Source organism: Streptomyces sp. NBC_00289 (assembly GCF_041435115.1).
Classification (GTDB): domain Bacteria; phylum Actinomycetota; class Actinomycetes; order Streptomycetales; family Streptomycetaceae; genus Streptomyces.
The window spans coordinates 5,889,879-5,902,935 of record NZ_CP108046.1; the positions used below are offsets into that span (position 1 = coordinate 5,889,879).

General features: G+C 72.1%; 13 protein-coding genes. 4 read left to right on the forward strand and 9 right to left on the reverse strand.

The features are described from left to right. The first annotated feature begins 35 nt into the window (after positions 1-35). The 3 genes from OG985_RS26720 (at position 36) to OG985_RS26730 (ending at position 2,079) form a co-directional block, all read left to right on the forward strand. Positions 36-620 carry a nuclear transport factor 2 family protein gene (locus tag OG985_RS26720; RefSeq protein WP_371670873.1) on the forward strand — a complete coding sequence of 195 codons (585 nt, stop codon included), beginning with the start codon at positions 36-38 and terminating at the stop codon, positions 618-620. A gap of 33 nt (positions 621-653) precedes the next feature. Continuing rightward, positions 654-950 (forward strand): acyl carrier protein, encoded by a 297-nt coding sequence (locus OG985_RS26725; protein ID WP_371670874.1) that lies wholly within the window; start codon positions 654-656, stop codon positions 948-950. A gap of 139 nt (positions 951-1,089) precedes the next feature. After that, positions 1,090-2,079 (forward strand): NAD-dependent epimerase/dehydratase family protein, encoded by a 990-nt coding sequence (locus OG985_RS26730; protein ID WP_371670875.1) that lies wholly within the window; start codon positions 1,090-1,092, stop codon positions 2,077-2,079. A 250-nt stretch (positions 2,080-2,329) separates the two neighbouring features. Here the strand turns inward: OG985_RS26730 and OG985_RS26735 are convergent, their stop codons facing one another. From OG985_RS26735 to OG985_RS26760, 6 genes are all read right to left on the reverse strand, one after another. Next, positions 2,330-3,493, reverse strand: coding sequence for a serine hydrolase domain-containing protein (locus OG985_RS26735; protein ID WP_371670876.1), 1,164 nt, complete (start codon positions 3,491-3,493; stop codon positions 2,330-2,332). A gap of 74 nt (positions 3,494-3,567) precedes the next feature. After that, on the reverse strand, positions 3,568-4,014 hold the full coding sequence (locus OG985_RS26740) for an organic hydroperoxide resistance protein (RefSeq protein WP_371670877.1): 447 nt from the start codon (positions 4,012-4,014) through the stop codon (positions 3,568-3,570). Positions 4,015-4,120: 106 nt separating this feature from the next. After that, positions 4,121-4,591 carry a MarR family winged helix-turn-helix transcriptional regulator gene (locus tag OG985_RS26745; RefSeq protein ID WP_371670878.1) on the reverse strand — a complete coding sequence of 157 codons (471 nt, stop codon included), beginning with the start codon at positions 4,589-4,591 and terminating at the stop codon, positions 4,121-4,123. 10 nt (positions 4,592-4,601) lie between these two features. Then, positions 4,602-5,369, reverse strand: coding sequence for an energy-coupling factor ABC transporter ATP-binding protein (locus tag OG985_RS26750; protein ID WP_371670879.1), 768 nt, complete (start codon positions 5,367-5,369; stop codon positions 4,602-4,604). Further along, positions 5,357-6,118 carry a cobalt ECF transporter T component CbiQ gene (gene cbiQ / locus OG985_RS26755; RefSeq protein WP_371670880.1) on the reverse strand — a complete coding sequence of 254 codons (762 nt, stop codon included), beginning with the start codon at positions 6,116-6,118 and terminating at the stop codon, positions 5,357-5,359. The genes OG985_RS26750 and cbiQ overlap by 13 nt, the downstream gene beginning before the upstream one ends. A 1-nt stretch (position 6,119) precedes the next feature. Further along, entirely contained in the window at positions 6,120-7,163 is a 1,044-nt protein-coding gene (locus OG985_RS26760; protein ID WP_371670881.1) for an energy-coupling factor ABC transporter permease, read from the reverse strand. 189 nt (positions 7,164-7,352) lie between these two features. On the opposite strand from OG985_RS26760, the gene OG985_RS26765 reads away from it, so the two are divergent. Next, positions 7,353-7,712 (forward strand): SsgA family sporulation/cell division regulator, encoded by a 360-nt coding sequence (locus OG985_RS26765; RefSeq protein ID WP_371670882.1) that lies wholly within the window; start codon positions 7,353-7,355, stop codon positions 7,710-7,712. Between the two features lie 7 nt (positions 7,713-7,719). Here OG985_RS26765 and OG985_RS26770 read toward each other — a convergent pair whose 3' ends face one another. From OG985_RS26770 to OG985_RS26780, 3 genes are all read right to left on the reverse strand, one after another. After that, positions 7,720-9,393, reverse strand: coding sequence for a penicillin-binding transpeptidase domain-containing protein (locus OG985_RS26770; protein ID WP_371670883.1), 1,674 nt, complete (start codon positions 9,391-9,393; stop codon positions 7,720-7,722). Between the two features lie 114 nt (positions 9,394-9,507). Then, complete coding sequence (locus OG985_RS26775) at positions 9,508-11,142, reverse strand: penicillin-binding transpeptidase domain-containing protein (protein ID WP_371670884.1); 1,635 nt, start codon at positions 11,140-11,142, stop codon at positions 9,508-9,510. 190 nt (positions 11,143-11,332) lie between these two features. Next, positions 11,333-12,790, reverse strand: a complete 1,458-nt coding sequence (locus OG985_RS26780; RefSeq protein WP_371670885.1) for an FG-GAP-like repeat-containing protein — start codon at positions 12,788-12,790, stop codon at positions 11,333-11,335. Positions 12,791-13,057 lie beyond the last annotated feature (267 nt).

Sequence of the window (13,057 nt, forward strand, 5' to 3'; positions counted from 1 at the left end):
CAGCAGTACCCCTTCCGAGAAACGGAGCCCCGTACATGACCGCCCCGCCCCTCGAACAACCCGCCACCGCCGGCGCCCCCACCGCCGGCGTCACGGTGCCCGAGACCGAACTCGCGGCCCTGCGCGAGCAGGTGCGGACCCTGACCGACCGGGCCGAGCTCGCCGAACTGATCGACCGCTACGTCACCCTGCTCGACACGCAGGACGAGCACGGCTTCGACGACACCTGGACGCGTGGCGTCTTCACCGACGACTGCCAGCTGGAGTTCCCCGTCGGCAGGGCGTCCGGCCTGGACGGGCTCGCCGCCTTCCACCTCGAGAAGAAGTCGCGCTTCGCCCGCACCCACCACGTCGCCGCCACCTACGGCATCCACCTCGACGGCGACACGGCCCGCCTGCGCGCGCACCTCGTCGCCTCGCACGTACACCACGACGACGGCCCGGACCCCGGCGGCCGCTTCGACATCGGCGGCTACAGCGAGGGCGAGGCCGTGCGCACCCCGGACGGCTGGCGGCTGCACCGCTGGACGTTCCACCTCGTCTGGTCCGCGGGAGCCGGCCCCCGTCCGGGACCGGAGCCGCGCGCACTGCGCAACTCGCAGCCGCGGCCACGCACCTGACGACAAGGCAGTCCACCGACGAAGGGAGAGACCGTGTCAGGAATACCCACCACCCCGCAGGCCATGGAGGCGTTCCTCTGCCGCAACCTGGCGTCCTATCTCGACATCCCCCCGGCCCACCGGATCCACCGCGACCGGCCCCTCTACAGCCAGGGAGTCGACTCCCTCACCGCGCTGTCCCTCCAGCGCAGGCTGGAGCGGGACCTGCACATCCCGGTCCCGGCGAGCTATCTGCTGAGGGAGAACTCGGTCAGTGAACTGGCCGCCGTACTGGCCGATCTGATGCGGCGATCGACGGCGCCCCAAGGGAGCGGGGTGGCGGCGGCCTGAGCGGAATGTCCGAATCCTATTGCTCTCGAAGGCGCGTTTGAGGACAGTGGTGCCCGCACTTCTCGTGAACGTCCGGTGATCGCCTCGTGCGCACGGCGTGTGCGCGCACCTTCCTGACCGTGTCGGCGAAAGGCTGTCGTTGAGACCTGAACGGATCCTCGTGGCGGGCGGGACCGGCTTCGTCGGCTCCCACGTCGTGCCCCTGCTCCGGACGGCCGCGGCGGCCTCGCCGCGGGGTCCCCTCGTACGGCTGCTCACCCACCGCCGCCCCGCGCCCGGCCGGGACACCGGCGAGGTGGAGACCGTGCACGGCGACCTCGCCGACCCCGGCACACTGCGCGGGGTGTGCGAGGACGTCACCACCGTCCTGCACCTGGCGGCCCGGATCGGCGGCAGCGAGGCGGACTGCCGGGCCGTCAACCACGAGGGCACCCGCGCCCTCCTCGCCGAGGCCCGGCGGGCCGGCGTACGCCGCTTCGTCCAGCTCGGCACGGCCGCCGTCTACGGCGACGGACCGCACAGCGGCGAGCCCGAGGGCCGGCTGCCCGAGACCCCCGTCTCCCCGACCAGCGTCACCCGGCTCGCCGGCGAACGGCTCGTGCTCGCCGCCGGCGGGACGGTGGTACGCCCCTACCTCGTCTACGGCGAGGGCGACACCTGGTTCGTCCCCGCGCTCCTCCGACTGCTCCGCCGGCTGCCGCACTGGGTCGACGACGGCGCCGCCCGGCTGTCCCTGATCTCCGCACCCGCCCTGGCCGGCGTCCTGGCCGAACTCGCCCTCGCCCCGCACCCGCCCGCCGGCCCGGCGCCGCGACCCGGCCGCGTCCTGCACGCCGCCCACCCGCGGCCGGTGTCCGCCCGCGAACTGGTCACCACGGTCTGCCGCGCCCTCGACCTGCCGCTGCCGACCGGCACGTTGAGCGGCCACGAGGCGCTGTCCCACCTCGCGGCGACCGACGAGCACGTCTTCCGCCGCCACCTGGCCCTCCTCACGGTGGACCGCTGGTACGCCACAGACCACCTCTGGTCCCTGATCTCCACACCCCCCGGCCCCCCCTTCACCACAGACTTCCCCACCCACGCCCCCTGGTACCGCCACACCCTCCTGGAACCCCACCCAGCGCCCTGAAAAAGGGGCGCGGGGAACGGCGCGCTCAGCCCCCACGCACCGGCAGTTGAGGCACGACCGACAAGGCGGCTTCGCCGCCAAAGGGGGCGCGGGGAACGGCGCGCTCAGCCCCCACGCACCGGCAGTCGAGGCACGACCGACAAGGCGGCTTCGCCGCCGAAGGGGGCGCGGGGAACGGCGCGCTCAGCCCCCACGCACCGGCAGTCGAGGCACGACCGACAAGGCGGCTTCGCCGCCAAAAGGGGTGCGCTCACCCCCGCAACGCCCGCCGCACCCCCCGCACCAACGCCTGCGCCCGCAGATCCGCCGTCACGCTCCTGCGGAACCCGTTCGTCACATAGCCGAACGCGATCCCCGACTCCGGGTCGGCGAAGCCGAGGGCGCCGCCGCGGCCGGGGTGGCCGAAGGAGGCGGGGGAGAGCAGCGGCGAGGCGGCGCCGTGCAGCATCCACCCGAGGCCGAAGCGCGTGTTGACCACCAGCACCCGGTCCGGCCCCGCGGACCGCTCGGCCCGGGCCCGCTCCATGGTCCCGGGCGCGAACAGCCGTACTCCGCCGTCCACTTCGCCGATGAGCGAGGCGTAGAAGCGGGCCAGGCCGTCCGCCGTGGCGATGCCGTTGGAGGCGGGCAGGACGGCCGCACGGTAGGCGGGGTCGTTCTCGTCCGGCAGTGGGGTGATCGCGGCGAAGGCGCGGCGGGTGAGGGATTCCGGGTCGGCGTAGGCCTCGGTGACCGCCCGCTTCGGCCGCGTCCGCAGGCCGCCCGCCGGCTCCGGCGCCTCGGTCTCCGCCACCCTGCCCACCCGCGGGCGTTCGCCGTCCGGCAGTCCGAGCCACAGGTCCGCGCCGACCGGCCCGGCGATCTCGTCCGCGATCCACGCGCCGACCGAGCGGCCGGTGACCCGCCGCACGAGCTCACCGGTCAGCCAGCTGTACGTCTGCGCGTGGTAGCCGTGGTCCGTGCCCGGCTCCCAGGCCGGCGCCTGCGCCGCGACCGCCGCGGCGCCGAGCACCGGGTCGGCGGCCTGCGCGGGCGTCAGCGGCCGGTCGAGGACGGGTACGCCCGCGCGGTGCGCGAGCAGGTGCCACACCAGCGTCCGTTCCTTGCCCGCCGCCTTGTACTCGGGCCAGTACGCGCCCACCGGCGCGTCCAGGTCGAGCTCCCCGCGCTGCCACAGCAGCAGGAGTACGGCCGCGGCCACGCCCTTGGTCGCCGAGCGCACGATCTGGGCGGTGCCCCGCTCCCAGGGCGCGGGGCCGTCGACGTCCCTGGTGCCGCCCCACAGGTCGACGACCTTGCGCCCGTCGCGGTAGACGGCGACGGCCGCGCCCCGGTCCCCGAGCACCTCGAAGTTCGCCGCGAACGCCTCCCCGACCGGCTCGAAGCCCTCGGCCACCACGCCGTTCACGTCCACGTCCGCGCTCCCTGTCAGCTCACCTTCGACAGCGTGTGCAACCCGTGCGCACGGCCTGCGATTCCGGCGCCGGGCTAGCCCAGCAGAATCGTTACGTCGATATTCCCGCGGGTCGCGTTCGAGTACGGGCAGACCTCGTGGGCCGCGTCCACCAGCTTCGCCGCGATCTCCGCGTCGAGGACCGGGAGCGAGACGCTGAGGGCGACCGCGAGGCCGTAGCCGCGCTGCTTGTTGGGGCCGAGGCCGACCTTCGCCGCGACCGTGGACCCGGTCAGGTCCAGGCCCTCGCGGCGGCCCACCAGGACCAGCGCGTTGTGGAAGCAGGCGCTGTAGCCGGCCGCGAACAGCTGCTCGGGGTTGGTGCCGTTGCCGTCGCCGCCCAGCTGCGGCGGCATCGCGACCTTCAGCTGGAGCCGGCCGTCCTGACTGGTGACGTAGCCGTCCCGGCCGCCGTGCGCGGTCGCCTCGGCGACGTACACGATCTTCGACGGGCGGGTGTCCACAGCGGTGTCGTCAGTCATGACCGGCCTCCCCCAGAAGCAGTGCGCACAAATACATCGTGCACAAGGTACTGGGTGGTAGGTCGGCTGTCCCCACCAGGGGGTGGCGACCACGGGTAACGCGACGTCAGCGGGTGCGCTCGGCCGCCGCCCCCGCCCGTTCCGCGAGCCGCCACAACTCCTCGCGCAGCCGCGCGACCTCCCCGTCCGCGAGCTCCGTGGCCGTCAGCAGCGCGCCGGGCACCCCCGCCGCGCGCTCACGGAGTTCCTCCGCGCGCCCCGTGCACGCGACCAGCACCGAGCGCTCGTCGTGGGTCGCGCGCTCCCGTCGTACGAGACCCGCGGTCTCCAGCCGCTTCAGCAGCGGCGACATCGTGCCGTAGTCGAGCCGCAGCGCCGCCGCCAGCTCCTTGACCGTGGTCTCGCCGCGCTCCCACAGCACCAGCAGGACGAGGTACTGGGGATAGGTGATGCCGAGTTCGTCGAGCAGCGGGCGGTACGCGGCCGTCACCGCGCGCTGGGCGGCGTACAGCGCGAAGCACAGCTGGTCGTCGAGAAGCAGCGAGGCGTGGCCCTTGGTCGTCTCCTCGTTCGTCACGCGCCCATTGTCACGGACGGCCGTCGGTCACCGCCGCGGAACGCGGATCGAACCCGAACGGCAGCTCCAGCCGGTGGGCGCGCATCAACTCGTCGTCCGAGAGCAGCTCCGCCGTCCGCCCGTCCGCCACGATGGCGCCGTCGCTCAGGATCAGCGAGCGCGGGCACAGCTCCAGCGCGTACGGCAGGTCGTGGGTGACCATCAGCACCGTCACGTCCAGGGACCGCAGGATGTCGGCGAGTTCGCGGCGGGAGGCGGGGTCGAGGTTGGAGGACGGCTCGTCCAGGACGAGGATCTCCGGCTCCATGGCCAGCACGGTCGCCACGGCCACCCGGCGCCGCTGCCCGAAGGAGAGGTGGTGCGGGGGCCGGTCCTTGAACTCCGCCATGCCGACCAGCGCGAGGGCCCGGTCCACCCGCGCCTCCAGCTCCGGCCCCTTCAGCCCGGCCGCCGCCGGCCCGAACGCCACGTCCTCCCGGACGCTCGGCATGAAGAGCTGGTCGTCCGGGTCCTGGAAGACGATGCCGACCTTGCGCCGGATCTCCGCCATGTCCCGCTTGCCGACGGGCAGCCCGGCGACGTGCACCGTGCCCGTGCCGCCGCTCAGGATGCCGTTGAGGTGCAGCACGAGGGTCGTCTTGCCGGCGCCGTTCGGCCCGAGCAGCGCGACCCGTTCGCCGCGCGCGATGGTGAAGTCGACGCCGAACAGGGCCTGGTGCCCGTCCGGGTAGGCGAAGGCGAGGCCGGAGACCTCGAGGGAAGCAGTCACAGGGCCCATCCCAGCAGACAGACGACGAGGGCGGCGAACGGCAGGGTGAGGGCGTACGACCACTGCGCCCGGGACGCGGTCACCTCGTCGATGACCGGCATCGAACCGGCGTACCCCCGGCTGACCATGGCCAGGTGCACGCGCTCGCCGCGTTCGTAGGAGCGGATGAACAGCGCGCCCGCCGACTTGGCGAGCACCCCCCAGTGCCGTACGCCCCGCGCCTCGAAACCGCGCGACTCGCGGGCGATCCGCATGCGGCGCATCTCGTCGGTGATGACGTCGCCGTAGCGGATCATGAAGGACGCGATCTGCACGAGCAGCGGCGGGAGCCGCAGCCGTTGCAGGCCGAGCAGGAGCTCACGCAGTTCGGTGGTGGAGGCGAGCAGCACGGAGGCGGCGACGCCCAGGGTGCCCTTGGCGAGCACGTTCCAGGCGCCCCACAGCCCGTTGACGCTCAGCGACATCCCGAGCACGCCGACCCGCTCGCCCTCCGCCACGAAGGGCATCAGGACGGCGAAGGCGACGAACGGCACCTCGATCAGCAGCCGCTTGAGCAGGAAACCGGCGGGCACGCGGGCCGCGAGGGCGACGCAGGCGAGCAGGACGGCGTACAGCCCGAAGGCCCACATCGCCTCGCGCGGGGTCGACACCACGACCACCACGAACGCGAAGGTGGCGGCGAGCTTGGTGTGCGGCGGCAGCCCGTGCACGGGCGAGTGCCCGTGCCGGTAGAGCCGGTGCGCGTGTCCGGCGCCCACGTCAGAGGCCCGTGCTCACGGGCGAGGCGTCCTGGGTACGGCGCCTGCGCACCGCCCAGAACACGGCGCTGCCGCCGACCACGGTGACACCGACGCCGATCACGCCCGCGAGACCGCCGGAGAGGCGGGCGTCGGAGACGTCCTTGACGCCGTAGTCGGCGAGCGGGGATTCCGCCGACGCGTGCTTCTCGGCCTTCCGGTCGATGCCCTTGTCGGCCGCGACCTTCTCCAGGCCGTCCGGGTCGGCGGAGGCGTAGAAGCTCACGAACCCGGCGAGGACGAGCGAGGTGACCAGGCCGACCGCCCACACCGTGCGGTGGGAGCGGGCGGCCACCGGGACGGGCTCGGCGTCCGGCGCGTCGACGAGTTCGCCGTTCACCCGCAGCTTCAGCTTCTGCTGGAGCCCGCGAGCCCCGTACACCAGGTCCGGGCGTACGGCGACGACGGCGCCGACGGTCAGCGCGGTGATCGCCGCCTCGCCGGTGCCGATGAGGACGTGCACGCCGATCATGGCGGTCGCGACCTTGCCGATCGAGACGTCGGTGGTGCCGCCGACGGCGTAGATCAGGGTGAAGGCGACGGCCGCGGCCGGCACGGAGAGGAGCGCGGCGACGAAGGAGGCCACGGTGATCGAGCGGCGCTTGCGAGGCAGCACCTTCACCAGCCCGCGGAAGACCGCGTAGGCGACCACCGTCGTGACGATCGCCATGTCCGTGATGTTCACGCCGAGCGCGGTCAGGCCGCCGTCGGCGAACAGGATGCCCTGCATCAGCAGGACCACGGAGACGCACAGCACCCCGGTGAAGGGGCCGACGAGAATCGCGGCGAGCGCGCCGCCGAGCAGATGGCCGCTGGTCCCCGCCGCGACAGGGAAGTTCAGCATCTGCACGGCGAAGATGAACGCCGCCACCAGACCGGCCAGCGGCGCGGTGCGTTCGTCCAGTTCGCGGCGCGCGCCGCGAAGGCTCACGGCGACGGCGGTCGCGGCGACGAGCCCGGTCGCGGCGGAGATGGGCGCGTTGATGAATCCGTCAGGCACATGCACCGTTCGATGATAGTGGCTTGTTGCGAACTCCTTGCAAGAGCGAGGTACTCGTCATGTTTCGCGCCTGCGCAATCTGCCGTAGATGCGGAATCTCCTGCCACGAGGGGCGAGATCCGGGGAATGTGCGACATTGGAGAGGAAGCGGTTGCACAGCTTCCGCACAGGTCACTCACTGTAAGGGGCCGTCCGATGTCCGTAGTCGAGCAGTACGCGCGAGCACACATCGTCACCACCGACGCGGACATCCCCGAGGACGAACACGAGGCCGCCGTTCCCGTCGTCCTGCGCTACGACCCCGACGCCGACCCCCGCTCGGTGCGCGTCGGACTCCCCGGCACCCATGAGTGGACCCTCTCCCGGACGCTCCTGGAACAGGGGCTGCGCGCCCCCGCCGGCAGCGGAGAGGTCCGCGTGTGGCCCTGCGGGCGCGTGCAGGCCGTCGTCGAGTTCCACTCGGCACACGGCGTCTCGGTGGTGCAGTTCGAGTCGAAGACGCTGGTGCGGTTCCTGCGCCGGACCTACATGACCGCGGAGCGGGTCCCGGGCTGAGGAGCCGTCAGCCGCCCGTCTTCAGCAGCGCCGCCACGATCGGGCCCGCCGTGTCCCCGCCGTGCCCGCCCGCCTGGACCACGCCCGCGGCCGCCAGGTCGCCCCGGTACGCGGTGAACCAGCCGTTCGGCTTCTTCTGGCCGTCGACCTCCGCCGAGCCCGTCTTCGCGCCGTAGCCCGGGCCGAGGCCCGCCATCGCCTTGGCCGCCGTACCGTACGCGGCCGTGTACTGCATGACTTCCTTGAGCTCGGCCTGCGTCTTCGACGACATCGTGCGCGAGGCCTTCGCGAGGGTGCGGTGGTCCACCGTCGGGGACACCAGGTACGGCTGGTGGAAGACGCCCGACGCCACCGTCGACGCCACCGACGCCATGTTCAGCGGGTTCATGCGCACCCCGCCCTGACCGATCAGCGAGGCGCCCATCTGCGCGCCGCTCTGCACCGGGACCGAGCCGTCGAACGAGGGGACGCCGATGGCCCAGTTGTTCAGGCCGAGGCCGTAGACCTGCTGGGCCTCCTTCGTCAGGTCGCTGTCGGACAGCTTCGGCGCGAAGTTGATGAAGGCGTTGTTGCAGGAGGCACCGAAGCTCATCTTGAACGTGCCCTGCTTGATCTCGGAGTCGGCGTCGTTGTGGAACGTCCAGCCGGCGAGCTTGTACTTCTTGGGGCAGGGGTGGGACGCGCCCGGGCTGGTCAGGTCCTTCTCGAACAGCATGGTCGACGTCACGATCTTCATCGTGGAACCGGGCGCGAGGGAGCCCTGGAAGGCGGTGTTGAAGCCGTGGGAGGTGTTCGCGACGGCGAGGATCTCGCCCGTCGACGGGCGCATCACCACGACGGAGGCGCGCTTGCGTTCGCTCACCTGCTGCTCGGCCGCCGCCTGCAGGGTCGGGCTCAGCGTGGTCTTCACCTCGCCCGGCGTGCCCTTGCTCAGCTCGAGCAGGGTCTTGTCGGACGACTTGGCCGACTTCGACGACGTGCCCCGGACGACCCGGAGTTCGACCCCCGCCCTGCCGCCGGCCGTCTTGCCGAACTTCTCCCTCAGCCCGTCCAGCACGGTGCCGAGCGACGGGTACTTCGCCGCGGTGATCTTCCCGCCGTCCCGGTCGAGCGCCGTGACCGGCGGTGTCCCGGACTCCCCGGTGACCAGGGTGTCGCCGTCCTTCAGATCGGGGTGGACGACGGCGGAGTGCCAGTCCACCAGCGGCTTGCCGTCCTCCGCCCGCCGTACGACCGTCAGCGCGCTGTCGTACGTCAGCGGCTTGCTGGTGCCCTTGTACGACACCGTCGCCTTCACGGAGAAGGGCACCTTGGCGCCGGTGCGGGCGCCCTCGGTGAGGGTGACGCCCTTGATGCGGGCGTCCTTGGCGTAGCCGGTGAGCAGGGCGGTGGCCGCCGCGCTGTCGTCCGTGGCGGCCGCGGCCTGCGTGACCTTGCCCTGCTGCCACGCGGTCAGGAAGTGCTCGGCGGTGGTCCGCACCTCCGTCGCCGACAGCGGGCCGGTCCTGACGGCCTTCGCCTTCTGCGCGGCGGACGTGGACGACCCCTCGTCGGCCGCCGCCCCGCCGCCGTACAGCGCGTAGGCGCCGAAGCCCACGCCGCCGACGACCACGGCGATCACCCCGCCGACCACGGCAGGTCTCGTCTTCCGTCGCTCGGCGACGCGCCCTCGCTTGCCCACAGCCTTCGATCCTCCGCGATCCACGGTCCGTAGGCCCTGGCGGCCTGGCCCTCGTTGCCTTCACACAACCCAACGACGACGACCACACTAGAGTCCCGTCCTGTGCGGGTGACGTCAGCCTCCGGCTCGTAGCACGGCTGCGACAATCGGGCCGGCCGCGTCGCCGCCGTGCCCGCCCTCCTCCGTCATGGCCGCCGCCGCCATGTCGTCGCGGAAACCGGTGAACCAGCTGTTGGACACGGCCTGTCCGTCGACCTCGGCGGAACCGGTCTTCGCGCCGATGTCCCCGCCGAGACCGGCCATCGCCCGCGTGGCGGTGCCCTGGGTCGCGGTCAGCCGCATCATCTGCTTGAGCTGCGCGGCGGTGCCGGCCGGCAGACCCTTGGCGGTGGCCAGCCGGCGGTCGTCGAGCCGCGTCGACACCAGGTACGGCTGGCGGAAGGAACCCGTGATCGCGGTCGCCGTGACCGAGGCCATGTTCAGCGGGCTCATCTGGACCTGGCCTTGGCCGATGGCGTTGGCCGCGCGGTCGGGGCCGCCCGAGGCGGGGACACTGCCGTCGAAGGAGACGATGCCGGTCTTCCAGTTGTCCATGCCGAGCCCGAAACGGGTCTGCGCCTCCGTCGTCAGGGACTCGTCGGTCAGCGGCTTCTCGTCGATCAGCTTGACGAAGGCCGTGTTGCAGGACCGCAGGAAGCTGTTGGCGAGCGTGGCGTTCTCGTTGGGCTGCATGCCCGTGAGGTTCTTGAACGTCTGGCTCTGCCAGGTTGCGGTGTCCGTGCAGGGGGCGGGGCCGTTCATCGAGGTCACGCCGTTGTCGATGAGCATCGCGGCGGTGACGATCTTCATCGTGGAGCCGGGCGCGACCCGTCCCTCGAAGGCCGCGTTGAAGCCGTCCTTGCGGTTGTTGGCCACCGCCAGCACCTCACCGGTGCTCGGCTTGACGGCCACCACCGACGACTGCGCGTACTGCTTCACCGCCTTCTCGGCCGCCGCCTGCGCGCTCGCGCTCAGCGTCGTCGGCAGCTTGCCGGCCCGGCCCTTCGCGAGGGTCAGCAGCGAGGTGTCGGCCGTGTCCTGGGCCTCGTGCCGGATCGACAGCTCGATGCCGGGCGTGCCGCCGGCCTTGTCGCCGTACTTGGCCCGCAGGGCGTCCAGGACGGGGCCGAGCGAGGGGTACTTCGCCTTCGTCAGCACGGTCCCGTCGCGGTCCACCGCCTCGATCGGCGGGCTCGTGGCCTCGCCGGTGACGAGCGTGTCGCCCTTCTTCAGCTCGGGATGGACGACGGACGGCTGCCAGTCGACCAGCGCCCGCCCGGTGCTGACCCCGCGCACGACGGTCAGTTCGCTCCTGTACGCCAGGGGCTTGGACTTCCCCTCGAACGACACCGTCGCCCGCACCGAGAAGGGCACGGTGGTGCCGGTCGCCGTACCCGGCGTGATCTTCACATGCGTGATGTGGGCGGCCTCGGCGTAGGACGTCAGCAGGGGCTCGGCGGCCGCGTCGTTGTTCGTGTACGTGGCCGCGGTCGCCGCCCGCCCCTTCTCCCAGGCGGCGAAGAACCTGGCCGTCGTCTCCTTGACCTCGTCCTTGCCCGGCGGCCCGGTCTTGACGGCCGCCGGCCGGCCGGCGCCGGACCCCCCGTCACCATCCAGCGCGGACACGACGTTGAACGCCCCATATCCGGCCCCACCCACCATCACGGCGAACACACTGCCGACGACGGCTGCCTTGACCCCCTTGCGCATGGCGCGGTCCCCTCCCCGTTTCCAGTGCTCCGACTGTATGTGGCGGGAGGGACGTCTGTGAGGTGAGTTTTCCGTATGGTGTCCGAACGGAGATCGCGCGATGGGCGGAACGGGCGCGCACGGCGGCCCGAGCCCGCCATGCGGCCACATACGTGAACAGTGATCGTCCTTCGGGACGTCCGGGTCCGGGTCAGCCGGCCATGACACTGCCGAACTCGGGGTATCCGCTGGTGGAGACACCGACGGTGGACGGGCCGAAGGAGACGACTCCGGTGGTGCCGATCGCGGTGCCGTCGGAGAGAAGACCGACGACGTTGCCGTTCCAGTCGTTCTCCCCGTTGGCGCCGATGGTCAGGTCGGCCTTCTTGTCGCCGTTGACGTCGGAGAGGAAGACCTCACCGCCGAAGTAGTCGGACTTCTCGTTGCCGCCGGGTATGCCGGCGGTGTCCTGGTGGAAGTACTGGCTGCCGGCGGCGGTGACGCCGGAGGCGGAGCCGTACAGCACGGTGACCGCGCCGGTGTCGCCCACGGAGGCGCCGGTGGTGGTGAGGTTCTCGGCGGGCGCGCTGACGGCGACGTCGGCGTAGCCGTCCCCGTTGATGTCGCCGACGGAGACCTCCCAGCCGAAGCGGTCGTCCGTCTCGGCGGCGCTGGGGACGCCCGCGGTGTCCTGGCCGATGGAGTGGACCGTGTAGGAGCTGTAGTCGTTGCCGTAGACGACGCCGATCTTCCCGCCCTTCACGGCCCCGGGGATGCCGTCGTCCCAGGTCTCGCCGATGACGACGTCGTCCTTGCCGTCCCCGTTGAGGTCCCCGGTGTCGCTGATCATGCCGGCCGCCAGGTCCTCCTGGGAGCCGTCCTCCAGCTTGGTGCCGGTGGGCGAGGCGTAGATGAGCACGTTGGTGCTGAAGTTGGTGTCGGCGTCGTAGCCGCCCACGATCAGGTCGTCGCCGCCGCCTCCGTTGAAGTCGCCGGTGGCCAGGTGCAGGGCGCCGGCGTCGGTGCCTTTGACGATGCGCGCGGTGGCGTAGTAACGGCCGCCGTTGCCGCCGGCCTTGGTGAAGCCGCCGCGGAAGACCCAGACCTTGGCGGAGGTGCCGCCGCTGGCCAGGTCGGTCTTGCCGTCGGGGTCGAAGTCGCCGGCGGCCAGCGACTTGCCGAAGCTGTCCTGACCCGAGGGGGACGGGTCGGCGACGGTGGTGCCGCCCGCGAGGCCGGCGGCGGAGCCCCAGACGATGGTGACGGCACCACCGTCCGTGTCGCTGCCGACGTCCTCGCCCGGAGCGCCGACGGCGAGGTCGGCGTAGCCGTCCCCGTTGAAGTCGCCCGCGGCGGTGGAGGTGCCGAAGAAGTCGTTCGTCTCGGCGCTGCCCGGGACCCCGGCGGAGTTCTGGCTGATCAGCGTCCGGCCGGCGGTTCTGAGACCGCTCGGCGATCCGTACATCACGGCGATCTGCCCGGCGCGGGACTTGCCGCCGACGGCGGCGAGCGGTGCCGAGACGGCGATGTCCCGGTATCCGTCCCCGTTGAAGTCACCCTGCAGGCCGGAGCCCGCGGCGGAGGCGGTCCCGGCGGCGACCGTCAGCAGACCGCCGGTGAGTCCGGCGGCCGCGACCGTGGCCAGGGCGATGCGTACACGTGCGTGCATGCGGGCGTTCTCCAGAGCATGCGGGGACACCTGACGGTGTCCCGGTCCGGTGGGAGCGCCATGCCCCGCGGTCCGCAGACGCGGCGATGGCGTATCCCAGACCTCCGAAGTGACCACCGGGTTGTACGCGAGCTGCACGAAAGCCGAAATCCCAGGTCAGACCCAGGTGTCGAGCCACATCCGCGACCGCCAGTCGTCGATGGGGATCGCCTGGCCCGTGTACAGCGGCCAGAAGTAGATGGAGTGTCGCAGCCCATGAAGCTTAGG